Below are 17481 nucleotides of genomic sequence, written 5' to 3' on the forward strand. Positions count from 1 at the left end.
CACGACGAGGACGTGTTCGCCGGGTGGAGCGACGAGGTACGCGCTGCCGCCGGCAGCACCGCGCACTGAAACTCTTGGTGAATGCGTACACGCGCATGCCTGTCCGCTGTTATTTTCAGGCCATCTTCGAGGCGGGGAGACGCCGATGAGCACTGAAAGAGATTGGGCCAAACCGGCTGCGATGGCCATCCCCCCGGAGGGCTATTTCGAGTTGGAGGAGGGCCGCTACGGCCCGGTTTTTCCGCGGACGCCGGCCTGCTACGGCTTCTCGATCATCGCGAAGGTCAAGGAAGGTCGCGAAGAGGTGGTTCGCGCCTACGGGAAGACGATCGAGGAGACGATCGCGGCGAGTCCCGAGGCATTGGCGCCGCTGCGATTGCACTACCTGCGATGGAACCTCTTCGACATCGGATCCGGGCTGCACTTCCAGTACATGGGCATCTTCGACACCGACTTCGACAAGTACACCGAAGACGCGGTGCAGTTGTTCAGCGCCACCGGCATCACCACGGTGTTCACGAACCTCGAGGGGTTCCCCGAGGACTGGAAGGAGAACCCGGAAGCGTTCATCAAATTCGTTCGCGAACACCAGGTTCCGAGCTTCCTGGAGTACGGCGAGTACCCCTATGTAACCGCCGATGAGATCAAGAAGGCGCTGCGGCTCAAGGCGGCGTTCTCCACGATGCTGGACCAGATGCAATGACAGCAGCCGACCCGTTGGCCGCGGTGCACGGCTACGTGGAGGCGTTCAACGCCGGCGACGTCGCCGCCATGGCGGCCGCCTTCGACGACGAGGGGACGATCCTCGACGGGATGGCACCCCACCTGTGGACGGGGCCATCGGCCGTCGAGAACTGGTATCGCGACGTGATGGCAAAGTCCGCGAAATTGGGCGCCTCCGATTACGCCGTCACCGTCGGCGAACCCCTGCACAACGACGTGTCCGACGACACGGCCTATCTCGTCTTCCCGGCGACGCTGGGCTCCCGACTGAACGGCTCACCGATGATGCAGACGGGAGCGCTGTTCACGCTGGCGTTGCGCCGTCGCGCCGATTCTTGGCTTATTTCGGCGTGGGCATGGTCGAAAGGCACTGTCCAGCAATGATATCGATCCGGGCATCGGCTGTGGAACTCGAACTCGACGACATCCAGCACATGCTGCTGACCAGAACCCCTGCCATCACGGGCAGGTACGAGTTCCTGACGTTCGACACGCCGGAAGGCGGTCGGGCGTGGGTGTCGGCGCTGCTCGACAGGGTCGAATCGGCTGCAAGCGTGCCCGCCACGATGGTCACCACACGGCGCTGGGTGACACTGGCCTTCACCTGGACCGGTCTGCGGGCGCTCGGGGTTCCCGACGACGCGCTGGCGAGCTTCCCCGACGCGTTCCGCGAGGGGATGGCCGCGCGGGCAAGCATTCTCGGTGACACCGGAGCGGCCGCGCCCGAGCACTGGCTGGGTGGTCTCGGCGGCGACGATGTGCATGCGATCGCGATCCTGTTCGCCCGCGACGGCGAGCAGTGCGCGATGTCCATCGCCGAACACGACAAGCTGCTCGCCCGCACCGACGGGGTGCGGAGTCTGTCGTACCTCGACCTGAACGCCTCGCCGCCGTTCAACTACGCCCATGACCACTTCGGCTTCCGCGACCGGCTCTCCCAGCCGGTGATGAAGGGTTCGGGTGAGCAACCCACCCCGGGCTCGGGAGATCCGCTGGCGCCGGGCGAGTTCATCCTCGGTTATCCCGACGAGAACGGCCCGGTGGCGAATCTGCCGACGCCCGAGGCGCTCTCGCGTAACGGCTCTTACATGGCCTACCGACGGCTCGAGGAACATGTCGGGCTGTTCCGCGACTACCTTCGCGAGAACTCCGAGGATGCCCACGGTGCGGAACTGCTCGCGGCGAAGTTCATGGGCCGCTGGCGTAGCGGCGCTCCGCTGGTCCTCGCGCCCGACACCGACGATCCGGAGCTCGGCGCCGATCCGCTGCGCAACAACGACTTCAACTACAAGGAGATGGATCCGTTCGGGTACGCCTGCCCGCTCGGCTCGCACGCCCGCCGTCTGAACCCGCGCGACACCGCCCACTACATGAACCGGCGGCGGATGATCCGCCGCGGCGCGACCTATGGCCCGGCACTGCCGGAGGGTGCGCCTGACGACGGGGTGGAGCGGGGCATCGCCGCGTTCATCATCTGTGCCGATCTGGTACGGCAGTTCGAGTTCGCCCAGAACGTCTGGATCAACGACCGGACGTTCCACGAACTCGGCAACGAGCACGATCCGATTGCCGGTACACAGGACGGAACGCTCGACTTCACGGTTCCCAAGCGTCCGATCCGCAAGGTACACAAAGGCATACCGGCGTTCACCACCATGCGCGGCGGAGCCTACTTCTTCCTTCCGGGTACTGGCGGCCTGCGCTACTTGGCCACTCTCGGAGGGGAATCATGAGACCGGTCGCCCGCACGTACAACCAGGCACACCTGCTGCGGGAGCACAATGGCCGCCGCCGGGTCAGCATCTACTGGACGTGGAGCTATCCGTGGGAGGCGCAGCGGGACCCCGCCGAGATGTACAACCGCTTCTCCACGATGACCGAGGTGCGAAACGCGCTGTGGCCCAGCTACGAGACCGTCGAGTACGACGCCGCCCATTTCCTCCAGGGCATCGCCGGCACGCTGGAACTCTTCCACCGGTCCACACTGGCGTTCCAGGACGTCGCAGGGTCGGCGACGGGCCACCCGGTGGCGGTCTTCCAGCGGATCGACCAGGCCGGCTATCACCTGCCCATCGATGAACGCATTCTCGCCGACACCGACACGTTGATGGTGTTCGGACTCGACCACATCCTGTCCGAGCAGGAGGCGACGGCCGAGGAGATCGAGGCGATCCGGTCATGGCTGCAGCGGGAGGGCACCTGCCTGCTGCTGGCGCCGCACCACGACGTCGGCTTCACCGACGACTTCGCCCAGCGCGCGGTGGAGTACGCGCACCACGGTGATCCGCTGGTCCCGCGCCAGCAACGGTTCGGTCAGTACACGCGATCGCTCATGAAAGCCCTCGACGTGCCCGTGCACAACACGTGGGGACTGCGGCCGGCGGTCGTCGATGGCACTCGGGAGATCGCGCCGCTGACCGGGTTCCGCGACCTCGATGCGGCACGGCTGCTCGACAACGTGAGCACCTTCAACTTCCACCCCCATCTGCCGCACTACGCGCTGACGGTGCCCGAAAGTGACGCGGTGCGGGTGCTCGGCCGCCAGCGCGTCGATCCGCACCGTCCGCACCCGTTCACCGCCGACGGCACCACCGAGTTCAACGCGCTGATCTGGATGCCGCCCACCGGCACGCGCGCCGGGGACATCGTGCTCATCGATTCCACGCACTTCACCACGTTGTTCGGCGGGACCGACAGCCTGCGCAACCTCTGGCACAACCTCGCCACGATGGCCTGAGGGGTCACCCCACGGTCAGCGCCACGGCCACCAGCACAGACCACACCAGCATGGTCAGGCCGGTGTCGCGCAGCACGGGGATCAGATCGCGGCCGCCCAGCCCGGCGCGCACCGGCCGGGTCGCACGGACGGCCAGCGGGGTCGCGAGGAACCCGGCCCCGCACGCCGGCGTCGCGATGAAGCACAGCACCAGCGTGAGGAGCACCCACACCATCAGCAGTCCTTGGTAGAACACCCGGGTCCGCGCATCGCCGAGGCGCACCGCGAGGGTGATCTTGCCCGTTTGCGCGTCGGTCGGGATGTCGCGCAGGTTGTTGGCCACCAGCACCGCCGAGGACAGGCATCCCATCGCGACGGCGCACGCCGCGCCCACCCAGTCGATGCGCAGTGCCTGCGTGAACTGCGTGCCCAGTACCGCGACCAGGCCGAAGAAGACGAACACCGCGATCTCGCCGAAACCGAGGTAGCCGTATGGCTTCGAGCCTCCGGTGTAGAGCCACGCACCCGCGATGCAGGCGGCGCCGACGGCGATCAGCCACGGCGCGGAGAACCACGCGAGCACCAGTCCGGCGACCGCGCCGACGGCCAGGCTCACCATCGCGGCCGTCAGGACCGCGCGCGGCGCGGCGAGCTTCGATCCGACCAGCCGCAGCGGCCCCGCCCGTACGTCGTCGGTGCCCCGGATGCCGTCGGAGTAGTCGTTGGCGTAGTTGACCCCGACGATCATTCCGACCGCGACGAGCAACGCCAGCAACGCCTTCCACCACGACGCCGCGCCGAGCCAGGCGGCGGCCCCGGTGCCGGCGATCACGGGTGCGACGGCGTTGGGCAGCGTCCGCGGACGTGCCCCTTCCACCCACTGCCCGAATGTCGCCACGAGCTCAGTCTTGCAGGTGCCGACCGTGGCAGACTGAGCGCATGGACGACCGACTCAGCAAGGGCGAGATCCGCAAGGACGTGGTGCAGGAGATCGTCGGTGCGGGTGCCACGGCAGTCGGCGACGTCGCCTCGATCATCACGACCGCGGTGCGCGATGTGGCGAACGCGATCGGTGGTTTCGCGACGGACGTCTTCGAGATCCGTGACGGCGCGCGCCGCGCCGCGCAGCATCACGTCGACGAGGAGTGACGCTCACCTCTCCGGACGTGGGCCGCGACTGCTGATACCCCACTGCGGCGACCGGGTGGTGGTCCGCGCATAGCGGTCCTGCACGGGGGAGGACACCCGCACGCTGCCCCAGTCGATCTCGGGGTGCCCGACGACCCGGCTCGGGATCTCGCCGAGCGACGCGATGTCGTCGAGCCCGGCGAAGGTACCCCCGATCGCCGGGTTGCGATCGTCGGTGAGCCACGGCCGCGGTGACTCGATCACCGTGCGCGGCATCTGCGCCACCCCGGCGGAGACCACGGCGAGGTTGTGTACGCACGGGAACAGGAAGGCTTGCGGCCAGCTGAGGAGCACCGGGCCGTTGTCCGCGAGAAAGGTGGTCAGCGGAATCGTCGAGCGCAGTCGCGGACCGGTGAAGGCCAGCCATCCCCGTTCGTCGGTGCGGCCGTCGGAGGCGTGGATGCGGACTCGGTCCGAGCCGGCGGGCACGTCGGCGGCATCGATGCCGATGGACCGCCACAGCGGCTTGTCGGGCCTCTCGTCGGCTGCGGGCCGATCGACCGGAACGCGTGCACCGGTCGGCGTGACGCCGGAGTCGCGGGCGGCGCCGAACTCCAGGCTCAGTGCGTTGCCGTCGGTCATTCGACCTGACATCGAGAGTGCGACACCGGCGTCCGGAGACAGCGACGGCAGCGTGAACCACGGGGTGGTGACGTCGCCGGTGGCGTCCGGACCTGTCGTCCAGCTGCCCCAGAGGTACCGCGACGCACCGGAACCGGGGGAGTCCGGCGGTGGAGCGCCGGGATAAAAGCCCGCGCCGGTGGCGAAGCCCGCGGCTGGGAGGTCTGGGAGGTCCGGTTCGGCCGCGGCGAGCACGTCGCCGTCGGGCAGGACGTCGATGTCGTCGGCCAGGCCGCACACGCGGGTGGATGCCAGGCGGTGCAGATTCGCCAGCGCCAGAGCCCCTTCAGGTCGTCGCATCGGCGCCGCGACGAACGATCCGAGGAGCACGGCCAGCACTGTGCCGAATGCGACCAGCGCGAGGACGGCCGGTCCGAAGGCCAGCAGCGTCCTCGCGGCGCTCCGACGGACGGCTGCCACCGTCAGCGTCCCCGCGGCGAGCACCCCGATCCACAGCGCAGCGTTGTCGAGCGGCACATCACCGGGCCGGATCGGGCTCGCCGCCCACGGCAGGTCGTACAGGTTCGGTAACCACCACGCATTCGGTCCGGCGAAAGCCAGAGCGACGGTCGCGGCCAGCAGCACCGATCCCAGGACACCGATGACGATCTCGCGGCGGCCGGCAGTGCGCGATTCTCGCGCCAGCAGCACGATCGCGACCGTCACGAACGCCGCGAACACGCCCGCACCGGCCCCGAAATGGTAGGACCACTTCGACGGGACCACGGCGAACAACGCCAACATCAGCACCAGGACGGCCGCAAGCCGCCGTGTCGCCGCGGCCGTGGGGTTGCGGCGTCGCAGCGCGAGCAGCGTCGCCAGCGGCAGCAGCGCGATGCTGACCAGGATCGGCATCCGCTTGGCCATGCTGCCCTGCTGGTCGGCCTGCAGGAGATACCGGTAGCGCGTCGGCTCCTCGTACCACGGCAGCGACGGTCCGAAGAAGGTGTGCCAGTCGGTGGCCGTCACCAGCGCGTCCCAGGTCTGGTCGGCGAAGATCACGGTGAGTCCGACGGCGCCCACAGCGCCCACCAGCGCGGCGACGGTCAGCCGCGAATGGGGCCCGCGCCGGGCAGCAGCGCGGAGCCGGCCGGCGAACACCACGACCGGCGCGAGGACGAGCACTCCGGTCGGGCTGATCGGCACGGTCAGTGCGCAGACGAGCGCCAGCCAGCCCAGTGCGGCCGGCGTGCGCGCGCGCCAGGCGAGCGCCAGCGCGGCGGTGAAACCGAGGGCGACGAAGGACTCCGGACGCGTGCCGAGGTTGAACGGCAGCCACGCGCACAGCAGGGTCAGCGCCGCGAGAATCCGGACGCGGGCCGTCGCGGCGATGGTCGGCAGCGCGGCGGGCAGAACGCCTCGGCTGAGTACGAGCCAGGTCGCCACCGCGAGCACGGTGCTGGGCAGTCGCAGCCACAGGGGGGCCACGCTGACCGCCGTCAACGGAGCCAGCAGTTGCTGGCTGAAGGCGAACGGCACTTCGGCGGCGTCCCACCACCGGTAGTAATTGCCGGGGTTCCCGGTCATCGCGGCGTGGCGGGCGATCATCGTCGCCCAGCCGTCGTCGACGGCGAGCGGGCCGATCACCGCCCACCCGCAGAATGTGCCGATCACCGCGGCATCGACCAGCCACAACGGGGACCACCGGGCGGAGAGTCGCCACGGAACGCGTCGACCGGAGCGCAACAGGACCAGCGCGGTGGCAGCGGCGAGTACCTGCACGACGACCAGCCCCACCTTGATCGTCGTCGGCGTCGTCGCGAACGGGCCCGTGATCACCGCGGTCACCGAGAGGCCCTGGGCCATCGCGGGATCGAGGTCGGTGTGCATCCCGAACACGCGCGGGACAGGCTGCCCGGCGAGGAATGCGACCGTGCGGTCGGCCTGCACGACGGACACCCCCGACGGGCCGGCCTCGATGCGGACCGCGCAATCGGCCGTGCCGGACAGGGGCACGCGGACCTCGACGTCGCCGATCCGCAGCACCGCGCTGTCGGTGCCATCGATGCCGTCGGTGACCGACACACCATCCGTGCCGGTGTCGAGCACCGTGAGCGTCGTCGCCGAGGCGGTCCGCAGAGTCGAACACGGCAGCGCCGCGCTCAGCTGGTGCGGGCGGTACGGCACGACGAGGGCGGCGCTGGACACCGTCGGCTGTTCGGGGGCGGGCCAGGTGAGCGTCGTCGTCTCGGTGAGCACCGGCGCGAACGGCAGCAGTAGCCCACTCACCACACCGGTCAGGCCGATCAAGACAGCGATCCAAGTCCGAGGGCTCTGCTGGTGGGATCGCATGGCTGTCGGCCAGCCTGCCCACCCGTCGCCGATTTTCGGAGGTGGTCGGATCGGACGTCACGCCATCGTCACCGTCGGGACGGGCCCTGCATGCACCACAATGGTCCCCAGTATCGGCAAAGACGTGAGGAGCAAGTGAGTGCTGGGTGTCATCGGTGGCAGCGGGTTCTACTCGTTCTTCGGTCCCGACGCGCGAACCGTCAACCTGGACACCCCCTACGGCGCACCGAGCGCGGCGATCACCGTCGGCACGGTCGGCGAGCACGAGGTCGCCTTCCTGCCCCGGCACGGCGTCGACCACGAGTTCTCGCCGCACACCGTCCCCTACCGGGCCAACATGTGGGCGCTGCGCGCGCTCGGTGTGCGCCGGATCTTCGGCCCGTGCGCGGTCGGGAGTCTCGATCCCGCGCTCGGCCCTGGCGCCATGGTGGTGCCCGATCAGCTGGTCGACCGCACCTCGGGACGGGCCGACACGTACTTCGATTCCGGGGGCATCCACGTCGGCTTCGCCGACCCGTACTGCCCGACTCTGCGTGAGGCGGTGACGGGACTGCCCGACGTCGTCGACGGCGGCGCGATGGTGGTGATCCAGGGTCCGCGCTTCTCCACCCGGGCCGAGAGTCAGTGGTTCGCCGGGCAGGGCTTCCGGCTGGTCAACATGACCGGATACCCGGAGTCCGTTCTCGCTCGTGAACTCGAGATGTGTTACGCCGCAATTGCTTTGGTGACGGATCTGGACGCCGGGATCGAAACGGGCAAGGGGGTGACGGCGGTCGACGTGTTCGCCGAGTTCCAGCGCAACCTGGTGCCGTTCAAACAGCTCGTGCACGAGGCGATCGCGAACGTCGACTCGGAGCGCACCTGTACACACTGCCTGCCGCACGCGGGCGTCACGCTGCCGTTCGAGCTGCCGTGAGGGTGCTGCTGACCGGCGCGGCCGGCTTCATCGGCACCCGCATCTGGTCCCGTCTCGCCGACGCCGGACACGACGTCGTCGCCGTCGACGCGATGCTGCCTGCCGCGCACGGAGAGGGTGCCGAATTGCCCGCGGGGGTCGAGCACGTCGACGTCCGAGACGCGGCGGCCGTCGCGCGGGTACTGGCCGGGGTCGACGTCGTCTGCCACCAGGCCGCGGTGGTCGGTGCCGGGGTGAACGCCGCGGATGCACCGTCCTACGCATCGCACAACGACCTGGGTACCGCGGTGCTGCTGGCCGAGATGTTCGCGGCGGGCTGTCAGCGCCTGGTGCTGGCGTCGTCGATGGTGGTCTACGGCCAGGGCCGGTTCGTCTGCCCGGAGCACGGCGATGTCGAGCCGCAGCCGCGGCGGCGCGCAGATCTCGACGCGGGGATGTTCGACCACCTCTGTCCCATCGGTGGCGAGCGCGTCGACTGGGCGCTGGTCGACGAGGACGCTGCGCTGCGCCCGCGCAGCCTGTACGCGGCGAGCAAGCTGGCGCAGGAGCACTACGCGCTGGCGTGGAGCGAGTCGACGGGCGGTTCGGTGGTGGCGCTGCGCTACCACAACGTCTACGGACCGGGCATGCCCCGCGACACCCCGTACTCCGGTGTGGCCGCGATCTTCCGATCCGCACTCGAATCAGGTGACGTGCCAAGGGTTTACGAGGACGGCGGGCAGATGCGCGACTTCGTCCACGTCGACGACGTCGCGGCCGCCAACGTGGCGGCGGTGCAGGCGGAGGCGGACGGGTTCGCCGCGTTCAATGTGTGCTCGGGGCGCCCGATCTCGATCCTCGACGTGGCCACGGCGTTGTGCGAGTCGCGCGGTGACGTCGCCCCACTCGTGACGGGGCAGTACCGCAGCGGCGACGTGCGGCACATCGTCGCGGACCCGGCCAAGGCGGAGCGGGTGCTCGGTTTCCGCGCCGCGGTCGATCCCTCCGACGGTTTGACCGAGTTCGCGACGGCGCCGCTGCGGGGCCTCTAGCTTCTTTGACACCTGTCAAGCGATACTGGGCCCATGAGCTCAGCGTTGTGCGACCAGTTCGGTATCGACTTTCCCCTCTTCGCGTTCAGTCACTGTCGGGATGTGGTGGCCGCGGTGACCAACGCCGGCGGTTTCGGTGTGCTGGGCGCGACGGCGTACAGCCCGTCTCAGCTGGATCGCGAGTTGGCGTGGATCGACGACGCGGTAGGCGGCAAGCCCTACGGCGTGGACCTGATCGTGCCGGCGAAGTTCGAGGGCAAAGGGGAGAAACTCTCGGGCTCCGACCTGGCCGCGCGGATCCCGCAGAGCTACCGCGATCTCGTCGACGGCTTGCTGCGCGCCCACGACATCGAGCCGGAGCCCGAGCGCCGGATCGGCGGCGCGTCGCTGTCCGGCAACACCGGCCGGGAGTTGCTCGACGTCGCGCTGACGCATCCGGTGAAGCTGATCGCCAACGCGCTCGGCGTGCCGCCGGATTACATGATCGAGGCCGGCAAGGAGCGCGGCATCCCGGTCGCCGCGCTCGTGGGCGCCAAGGAGCACGCGGTCAAGCAGGTCGCCGCGGGCGTGGACCTGATCGTCGCGCAGGGCACCGAGGCCGGCGGTCACTGCGGTGAGGTCAGCACGCTGGTCGTGGTCCCTGAAGTTCTGGAGGCCATCGACGGCGCGGTCCCGGTGTTGGCGGCGGGCGGCATCGTGACCGGTCGGCAGATGGCCGGCATGGTCGCGATGGGTGCGGCCGGGGCGTGGACCGGTTCGGTGTGGCTGACCACCGAGGAGGCCGAGACGGCACCGCACACGGTGGCCAAGATGTTGGCCGCGTCCTCCCGTGACACCGTGCGCTCGGCGGGCCGCACCGGTAAGCCCTCGCGACAGCTGAAGTCGGAATGGACCGATGCGTGGCTGCCGAGCGCCGAGGGGCATCAGCCGCTTCCGTTGCCGTTGCAGTCGATGCTGTGCGAGCCGGTGATCCGCCGCGTCGACGTGCTCGCCGCGCAGGGCCATCAGGGCGCCCAGGCGCTGGCCACCTACTTCGTCGGGCAGGGCGTCGGGCTGATGAACAAGGTGAAGCCGGCCCGCGAGGTGGTCCGCGAGTTCATCGAGGACTATCTGGCCGCCGCGGATCGCCTCAGCAACTCACTGCCCGGCTGAGCGCCGCGACTCAGTCGACGGCCAGCGGCAGGCGCACTTCGAAGCGCGCGCCGGTCGGCAGGTTGTGCGCCGACAGCGTGCCGCGGTGCGCCTGCACCAGCCCGGCCGCGATCGCCAGACCCAGCCCGGAGCCGCTCGGCAGTGACGAGTCGGCCCGCGGCACCCGGCTGTTCGAGCCGCGATAGGCGACGTCGAAGACCCGTGGCAGGTCGGCCTCGTCGATGCCCACACCGGTGTCGTCGACGCGCGCCCACGCGCTGTTCTCGTCGGCGCCCAGCGCCAGCTCGACGCTGCCTCCTTCGGGCGTGTGCGCGATCGCGTTGGCCACCAGGTTGGACAGCACCCGCACGAGCGCCCTGTCGCTGCCGACCACCCGCACCGGCTCGTCGGGAAGATTCGCCGCCAGCCGCACCCCGGCGCGTTCGGCCGCGATGCGGTGCGCGGCCAGCACGTCGTCGACGACCTCGTCGAGGGCCACCTTGTCGAACGACGGCGTCAGCGCCCCCGCGTTGATCTTCGACATCTCGAACAGGTCGTCGACCATCTCCGACAGGCGCACCGACTCGTGCTCGATGTGTTTGGCGTGCACCCGGACCTCGTCCTCGGGGACCACGCCGTCGGCGATCGCCTCCGACACCGCGCGGATTCCGGCCAGCGGCGTGCGCAGATCATGGCTGACGAACGCGACGAGGCGGCGCCGGGACTGCTCGGCGGACCGCTCGGAGTCGCGGATCTCGGCCTCCCAAACCGTCCGCCGGGCCTGGTAGCGACCCAGCATCACCGCGGCGGGAATCGTCACGATCGAGACGATCGCCAGCACCACGACGGTCCGCTCGAACGTCTCGGTGATCATGAACCCGCTGGCGCCGACCACTCCGGCGAGCGTTGCGAGCAGAGGGATCAGCGCGAGCACGACCATGCTGACGGCCAGCGACCACGTCCGCGCCAATCGGATCACCACGCCGCCGACGAGGACCACCGGCACCGAACATGCCAGGGCCCAGCCGACGATCTCCCAGAACTCAGTCGTCGGCATCCGGCTGTCCGGCGCTCGCTCCGTCGGAACCCCCAGAGGACCACATGTAGCCGCGGCCCCACACCGTCTGGACCCGGTGGCGGTCGCCGAGCTTGGACCGCAGCCGCTTCACGTGCACGGTCACTGTCGACAGGTCGCCGAAGTCCCAGTGCCAGACCTGCTTGAGCAGATCTTCGCGGGTGAAGACGGTGTCGGTGTGGGTGAGGAAGAACAGCAGCAGGTCGAATTCCCGGTTGGTGAGGCTGACCGGTTTGCCGGCCGAGCTGACGGTTCGCGAGGCCGTCGACACCGTCAGATCTCCCGCGCGCAGCTCCATCGGCAGCACGCCGGGGGCGGCCGGCGCGCGGCGCAGCACGGAGCGCACCCGCAGCGCGAGCTCGCGCGGGCTGAACGGTTTGGTCAGGTAGTCGTCGGCGCCCGCTTCGAGCCCGGCGATGCGGTCGTCCTCTTCGCCGAGGGCGGTCAGCAGGATCACCGGCACCGCGTACCCACCGCGTTTACGCAGGTTGCGGCACAGCGACAAGCCGTCCGGACCGGGCATCATCACGTCGAGCACGGCCACGTCGATGCGCTGCGAACCCAGTAGGCGCAGCGCCTCCGTGCCGTCGTGCGCGGTGCACACGTCGAGTCCGTCGCGCTCCAGATAGCGGCGCACGACATCACGGACGACGTCGTCGTCGTCGGCGATCAGCACACGAGTCACCTCACGAGGTTAGCCGCACACCCTCGCTACCAGCACCTATGTCATGGATTCGTCAGCCTTGTGGGTCGCGTCCGCAAGCCGGCTCGCCTAGCGTTGCGACCTATGCCCGACTGTCCCGTCACGGTGGTGTTGCCGTGCCTCAACGAGGCCGAGTCACTGCCGGGGGTGTTGGCGGCGGTACCAGCGGGGTATCGGGTCGTGGTGGTGGACAACAACAGCACTGACGGCACCGCCCTGGTGGCCGACCGGTGCGGAGCCACCGTGGTTGCCGAGACGACGCCGGGATACGGGGCTGCCGTGCACGCCGGGGTCGAGGCAGCCGAGACACCGATCGTCGCGGTGCTCGACGGCGACGGTTCGCTGGACCCGCAGGATCTGCCGGCTCTCGTCGACGACGTCGAACGGGGTGCCGACATGGCGATCGGCCGTCGCCGCGCGACCCCGGGGCTGACCTGGCCGTGGCACGCGCGCCTGGGCACCGCGGCGGTGTGCTGGCGACTGCGCAGCCGGTACGGCCTGCCGGTCCATGACATCGCGCCGATGCGGGTGGCGCGCCGTGACGCGGTGCTCGGGCTCGGTGTCACCGATCGGCGCTCCGGCTACCCGCTCGAGTTGTTGGTGCGGGCCGCCCAGGCGGGGTGGACCGTCGTCGAACGTGACGTCGCCTATGGCCCCCGCACCGGCGGCACCTCCAAGGTGAGCGGTTCGGTACGCGGTAGCGCGATCGCCGCGCTGGACTTCATGAAGGTGATCCGATGACCGGCACGTGTCTGCTCGTGGTCGCCAAGGCCCCGGTGCCGGGCCTGGCGAAGACGCGGTTGGCGGCCACCGTCGGTGACGCGGCAGCGGCCGAGATCGCGGCCGCGGCGCTGCTGGACACCCTCGACGCGGTCGCGCAGACCCCGGCGGACGCGCGGGTGGTCGCGCTGACCGGTGATCTCGACGCGGCCGCCGGATCCGCTGAGATCCGTTCGCGGCTCGACGATTTCGTCGTGGTCGACCAGCGCGGGGAGGACTTCGCCGATCGGCTGGCCAACGCCCACGTCGACGCGGCCGCGGCGACGGGAGCGACGGCGGTGGTCCAGATCGGGATGGACACCCCTCAGGTGAACCCTGATCTGCTGACCGAATGCGTCGACGGGTTGGCGGCCCACGACGCGGTGCTCGGGATGGCTCGTGACGGTGGCTGGTGGGTGCTCGGTGTGCGTTCTGCGGCTGCCGCCGAGTGTCTGCGGGAGGTGCCGATGTCGGCTCCCGACACGGGCGCCGTAACGCTGACAGCGCTGCGGGACACCGGATTGTCCGTAGGGCTCGTCGCCGAACTCGCCGACGTCGACACGATCGACGATGTCGAGACGGTGCGCAGCGCCTGCCCGGCGGGCTCGCGGTTCAGCCGGATCACTGCGACGGTGGAGGCCTGATGTTCGGACAACTCTATGACCGTGCGTTGACCGGGGAGCGATGTTGGGTGCGCCGCGACGACGGCCGGGTGAGCCGACTGCCGGTGCACAACTGGCTGGGCGGCAGGCACGCCGACGACCGGTTCGACACCACGATCGTCGACATGTGTGAGGGGCCGACGCTCGATTTGGGTTGCGGCCCTGGACGTCTGGTGTCGTATCTGGTGCAGCGAGGGGTGCCGGCCCTCGGGGTCGATCTGTCGGCCACCGCGGTGCGGCTGGCGCGCAGCAGCGGCGCACCCGCGTTGCATCGCGACCTGTTCGAGCCGCTGCCCGGCACCGGCCGTTGGCAGACCGTGCTGCTGGCTGACGGAAACGTCGGCCTCGGCGGCGACCCCGTCCGCGTGTTGGGTCGTGCGGCGGAGCTGTTGCGCAGCGGTGGTCGCTGCCTGGTCGAATTCGATTCCGCGGCAATCGGAATCGACGTCGGTTGGGTGCGGCTGGAATCGGCGAGCACGATCGGCCCGTGGTTCAAGTGGGCGTCGGTGGGCATCGACAGCATGCCTGCGCTGGCCGCGGAGGCGGGTCTCGCGGTTGCGGGCATCCGTCACATCGGCACGAGGGTGGTCGCCACCCTCGCCGCAGCGTGACCCGCACCTTCACGCTGCGCGGCACCGCGATCACCGCCCGGGTCGGGTTGGCTCTCGGTGTCGCCGTGGCGATCTGCTTCCTCACCGGTCTGATCAGTCATTTCATCCAGCATCCGCAACCGTGGTTCTGGTGGCCCACCCGGCCGGTCTGGCTGTACCGCCTCACCCAGGGCCTGCACGTCGTCAGCGGTATCGCCGCGATTCCGCTGCTCGTGGTCAAGCTGTGGTCGGTGTGGCCGAAGCTGTTCGAACGGCCACTGCTCGGTGGCCCGGTGCGGGCTCTGGAGCGCCTGTCCATCCTCGTGCTGGTGGCGTCGATGATCTTCCAGTTGAGCACGGGCCTGCTCAACACCGCACAGTGGTATGTGTTCGGATTCTTCTTCACCACAGCGCATTACGCGGTCGCCTATCTCGCGGTCGGCGCGGTCGTGGTGCACATCGGGGTGAAGTTGCCGGTGATCCGGCGCGCGCTCGGCGAACCTCTCGACGACCCGGGCAGGCGCGGCCAGGGACCGACACGCCGGACCGTTCTGGTCGGGACATGGCTGGCGGTCGCGGCGGCCACCGTGGTCACCGCGGGGCAGACGGTCCCGCTGCTGCGCCGGCTCTCGGTGCTCGCGCCGCGTTCGGGCGAAGGGCCGCAAGGTGTTCCGGTGAACCGCTCGGCGACAGCGGCCGGGGTGGTCCGCGCCGCGCAGGCGCCGGACTATCGGCTGACCGTCGTCAACGGCACCCGCAGCCGCGAGTTCAACGTCGCCGAACTCGCCGCCCTCCCGCAGAGCACCCACCGGTTGCCGATCGCGTGCGTGGAGGGCTGGAGCAAGGACGCCGAGTGGACGGGAGTGGTGCTCGCCCAGCTCCTCGCCGCGGTCGGTGCGTCCCCGGACTCCGACGTCCGGATGATCTCCCTCGAGGGCCCGGGGCCCTACTCCCGCACCGTGCTCCCGGCGCGGCATGCGCGCGACGACATGACGCTGATCGCGTTGCAGCTCAACGGAGAGACGCTGAATCTCGACCACGGCTATCCGTGCCGGTTGATCGCCCCCACCAGACCCGGTGTGTTGCAGACGAAATGGCTCACGCGGATCGAGGTCGTGCCGTGACGGCGGTGCGGGCGCTGCTGGTGGTCGCGGGCGTCGCGCTCGCGGCCTATGGCGCGCTGCTGCTGGTCGACGATCCACCGGCGGTGCTGATGCGGATCGTGCTGTGGGCGGCAGCGGGCGTGGTGCTGCACGACTTCGTGTTCGCGCCGGTGTGCGCGGCGCTCGGCTTCGCGGGGCGGCGCCTGGTGCCGGCCGGCTGGCGCGCCCCGGCGGCGATCGCCGCTCTGTGCAGCGTGGTGCTGGCCCTGATGGCGGTGCCGGTGTACGACAAGCCGGGCATGCGGCCGGACAACATGACGGTGCTCGACCGCAACTATGTGGCCGGGTTCTGGATCGCGCTCGCGGTGATCTGGGCGTGCGTGCCGCTGGCCGTTCTCGCCAGGCGGTTCCTACCAGTTCGTGAAGATCAGGTGGTTGACGGCCAGCGCGCCGACGGCGTTGAGCGCCAACCACCAGCGGTGTGACTTCTTCGGGAGCAGAGCGGCCGAAGCCACCAGCCACACCATGAACGGCAGCCAGATGCGCTCGGTTTCGGCCTTGCTGAGCCGGGACAGGTCGGCCGCGAGGATGGACAGCAGTGCGCCCAGGACCACGAGGTGCAATCCGCTGCGGCGGCGCAGGGCGGCCAGGTCGAACACCCGGCTGAGGCCGGCCACGCTACCGAGGCCGATCGCGCACACCACCGAAGCCAGATTGGCCCAGCCCCAGTAGGCGAACGGCCGGTCGTTGGCGATGCCCTGCCAATAGCGTTCCTGCACGAGGTGATAGCCGTCGAGCCACCAGAATCCGGCGAGAGCGAAGATCGCGACCACGACGAGTGCGGCCAGCACCGCGGGCACCAGCGCGGTCAGCAGTGAACGCCGGCTGCGGGCGCTGATCAGCACGGCGACCGCCGGCAGCGCCATCAACCCCAGGCCGTAGTTGCAGAAGATGCCCCAGCCCAGCAGCAGGCCGGCTCCGACGGCCGCCAGAACGGGCCACCGGACCGATCCGGTCACGGCGAGGGCCAGCAGGGCGATGCCCCAGGCGGCGACCCCGGTGAAGTAGCCGTCGGCAGAGACGGCGATCCAGATGGCGGTCGGCGCGACCGCGACGAACGGCGCGGCCCGGCGCGCCATGTCCTCGTCGCTCAGCGCGCGCACCGCGACGACGATCGCGGCGGCCGCACTCGAGCCAGCCAGCAGGCACAGCGTGCCGGCCCACGCCCCGCCGCCGAGCCCGATGCGGTCCAGCCACACGAAGGTCAGCAGCGCACCCGGCGGATGTCCGGAGACGTGGGTGATCCAGGAGTCCGGCTGATAGTCGAGGATTCTGCCGGCGAAGGTGCGGACGGCCTCGCCGACGTCGTCGATCGTCGGCACCTGGCGCAGGTATTCGTGGCGGGCGGTCAGCCGTCCCGCGAAGCCGCGCTGCCAGCCGTCGACCATCGCCAGGCTGAATGCCCACGCACACGATGTCGCCCACGCCGCCCACGGCACCGCGCGCCACGGCAGCCGGGCCGCCAGGGCGGGTCCCCACAGCACGGCGGCCACGCCGATGGCGATCGCCGGGACGGTGCCGGGACCCACGTGTGCGTTCCACCATCCGAAGATGGGCGCGGTGTCGGCGAAGTCGCGGAACCGATCCGGGCTCGCGTTGAGCAGTGGGGTCACCACGGGTAGATGCAGCCGTGGCACGACGAAGGCCGCCGCCGTCAGGACGACGGCGACGGCGACGGCCACTACTTCTCTGCGGGACACAGACATCCCCGACAGCCTAGGGACCGGGACCCCGTACGTGGTCTGACGTGTCGGTGACGCCAGTTTGGTGCCGGTGTTCGACGGGGTAGAGGAAGGTGCTGCGCGTTTGCTCGCCGGTGACTCACGAGGGTCATGTGTCCGGGATTACATCGATCCGGCATTCGGATCGGACCCCGGGCCACGACTGAAGACGTGTACGAACACCGACACA

At 69.8% G+C, this 17481-nt stretch carries 18 protein-coding genes; 13 read left to right on the plus strand and 5 right to left on the minus strand.

Annotated elements, in window-relative coordinates; genetic code table 11:
- The first annotated feature begins 145 nt into the window (after window positions 1–145).
- The 4 genes from DMB80_RS18410 to DMB80_RS18425 are packed head-to-tail and all read left to right on the plus strand — an operon-like array spanning window position 146 to window position 3460.
- Window positions 146–703, plus strand: coding sequence for a hypothetical protein (locus tag DMB80_RS18410; protein WP_111511181.1), 558 nt, complete (start codon window positions 146–148; stop codon window positions 701–703).
- Window positions 700–1107: a YybH family protein gene (locus DMB80_RS18415; protein ID WP_111511182.1), complete on the plus strand. Its 408-nt coding sequence runs from the start codon at window positions 700–702 to the stop codon at window positions 1105–1107. The genes DMB80_RS18410 and DMB80_RS18415 overlap by 4 nt, the downstream gene beginning before the upstream one ends.
- On the plus strand, window positions 1104–2456 hold the full coding sequence (locus DMB80_RS18420) for a Dyp-type peroxidase (protein WP_111511183.1): 1353 nt from the start codon (window positions 1104–1106) through the stop codon (window positions 2454–2456). Before DMB80_RS18415 ends, DMB80_RS18420 begins: the two co-directional genes overlap by 4 nt.
- Complete coding sequence (locus DMB80_RS18425; protein ID WP_111511184.1) at window positions 2453–3460, plus strand: hypothetical protein; 1008 nt, start codon at window positions 2453–2455, stop codon at window positions 3458–3460. The genes DMB80_RS18420 and DMB80_RS18425 overlap by 4 nt, the downstream gene beginning before the upstream one ends.
- A 4-nt stretch (window positions 3461–3464) precedes the next feature.
- Here the strand turns inward: DMB80_RS18425 and DMB80_RS18430 are convergent, their stop codons facing one another.
- Window positions 3465–4337 (minus strand): 1,4-dihydroxy-2-naphthoate polyprenyltransferase, encoded by an 873-nt coding sequence (locus DMB80_RS18430; RefSeq protein ID WP_111511185.1) that lies wholly within the window; start codon window positions 4335–4337, stop codon window positions 3465–3467.
- A gap of 41 nt (window positions 4338–4378) precedes the next feature.
- On the opposite strand from DMB80_RS18430, the gene DMB80_RS18435 reads away from it, so the two are divergent.
- A complete protein-coding gene (locus tag DMB80_RS18435; RefSeq protein ID WP_046363174.1) occupies window positions 4379–4588 on the plus strand; it encodes a hypothetical protein in 210 nt (69 codons plus the stop codon).
- Window positions 4589–4591: 3 nt separating this feature from the next.
- On the opposite strand, the gene DMB80_RS18440 is transcribed toward DMB80_RS18435, so the two are convergent.
- Window positions 4592–7498 carry an arabinosyltransferase domain-containing protein gene (locus DMB80_RS18440; protein WP_162938606.1) on the minus strand — a complete coding sequence of 969 codons (2907 nt, stop codon included), beginning with the start codon at window positions 7496–7498 and terminating at the stop codon, window positions 4592–4594.
- Between the two features lie 181 nt (window positions 7499–7679).
- On the opposite strand from DMB80_RS18440, the gene DMB80_RS18445 reads away from it, so the two are divergent.
- From DMB80_RS18445 to DMB80_RS18455, 3 genes are read left to right on the plus strand one after another with little or no spacing between them, the layout of a single operon-like run.
- Complete coding sequence (locus DMB80_RS18445; protein ID WP_111511187.1) at window positions 7680–8456, plus strand: S-methyl-5'-thioadenosine phosphorylase; 777 nt, start codon at window positions 7680–7682, stop codon at window positions 8454–8456.
- Entirely contained in the window at window positions 8453–9487 is a 1035-nt protein-coding gene (locus DMB80_RS18450; RefSeq protein ID WP_111511188.1) for an NAD-dependent epimerase/dehydratase family protein, read from the plus strand. The genes DMB80_RS18445 and DMB80_RS18450 overlap by 4 nt, the downstream gene beginning before the upstream one ends.
- 33 nt (window positions 9488–9520) lie before the next feature.
- Complete coding sequence (locus tag DMB80_RS18455; RefSeq protein WP_111511189.1) at window positions 9521–10639, plus strand: NAD(P)H-dependent flavin oxidoreductase; 1119 nt, start codon at window positions 9521–9523, stop codon at window positions 10637–10639.
- 10 nt (window positions 10640–10649) lie between these two features.
- On the opposite strand, the gene DMB80_RS18460 is transcribed toward DMB80_RS18455, so the two are convergent.
- Together DMB80_RS18460 and DMB80_RS18465 are read right to left on the minus strand one after the other, a co-directional pair.
- On the minus strand, window positions 10650–11675 hold the full coding sequence (locus tag DMB80_RS18460) for a sensor histidine kinase (RefSeq protein WP_111511190.1): 1026 nt from the start codon (window positions 11673–11675) through the stop codon (window positions 10650–10652).
- On the minus strand, window positions 11662–12378 hold the full coding sequence (locus DMB80_RS18465) for a response regulator transcription factor (protein WP_111511191.1): 717 nt from the start codon (window positions 12376–12378) through the stop codon (window positions 11662–11664). Before DMB80_RS18465 ends, DMB80_RS18460 begins: the two co-directional genes overlap by 14 nt.
- Before the next feature lie 102 nt (window positions 12379–12480).
- Here DMB80_RS18465 and DMB80_RS18470 point away from each other — a divergent pair, with 102 nt between their 5' ends.
- Genes DMB80_RS18470 through DMB80_RS18490 form a run of 5 tightly spaced genes read left to right on the plus strand, consistent with a single transcriptional unit; the run spans window position 12481 to window position 15995 of the window.
- Window positions 12481–13137, plus strand: coding sequence for a glycosyltransferase family 2 protein (locus tag DMB80_RS18470; RefSeq protein WP_111511192.1), 657 nt, complete (start codon window positions 12481–12483; stop codon window positions 13135–13137).
- Window positions 13134–13799, plus strand: a complete 666-nt coding sequence (locus DMB80_RS18475; RefSeq protein ID WP_111511193.1) for a TIGR04282 family arsenosugar biosynthesis glycosyltransferase — start codon at window positions 13134–13136, stop codon at window positions 13797–13799. The genes DMB80_RS18470 and DMB80_RS18475 overlap by 4 nt, the downstream gene beginning before the upstream one ends.
- Window positions 13799–14428: a methyltransferase domain-containing protein gene (locus DMB80_RS18480; RefSeq protein ID WP_046363183.1), complete on the plus strand. Its 630-nt coding sequence runs from the start codon at window positions 13799–13801 to the stop codon at window positions 14426–14428. Before DMB80_RS18475 ends, DMB80_RS18480 begins: the two co-directional genes overlap by 1 nt.
- Complete coding sequence (locus DMB80_RS18485; RefSeq protein WP_240431261.1) at window positions 14425–15531, plus strand: molybdopterin-dependent oxidoreductase; 1107 nt, start codon at window positions 14425–14427, stop codon at window positions 15529–15531. Before DMB80_RS18480 ends, DMB80_RS18485 begins: the two co-directional genes overlap by 4 nt.
- Window positions 15528–15995 (plus strand): hypothetical protein, encoded by a 468-nt coding sequence (locus DMB80_RS18490; protein WP_111511194.1) that lies wholly within the window; start codon window positions 15528–15530, stop codon window positions 15993–15995. Before DMB80_RS18485 ends, DMB80_RS18490 begins: the two co-directional genes overlap by 4 nt.
- Here the strand turns inward: DMB80_RS18490 and DMB80_RS18495 are convergent.
- Window positions 15921–17276: a hypothetical protein gene (locus DMB80_RS18495; RefSeq protein WP_111511195.1), complete on the minus strand. Its 1356-nt coding sequence runs from the start codon at window positions 17274–17276 to the stop codon at window positions 15921–15923. The two genes, DMB80_RS18490 and DMB80_RS18495, sit on opposite strands and share 75 nt — an antisense overlap.
- Between the last annotated feature and the right edge of the window lie 205 nt (window positions 17277–17481).

The organism is Mycobacterium kyogaense (assembly GCF_003254575.1).
Classification (GTDB): domain Bacteria; phylum Actinomycetota; class Actinomycetes; order Mycobacteriales; family Mycobacteriaceae; genus Mycobacterium; species Mycobacterium kyogaense.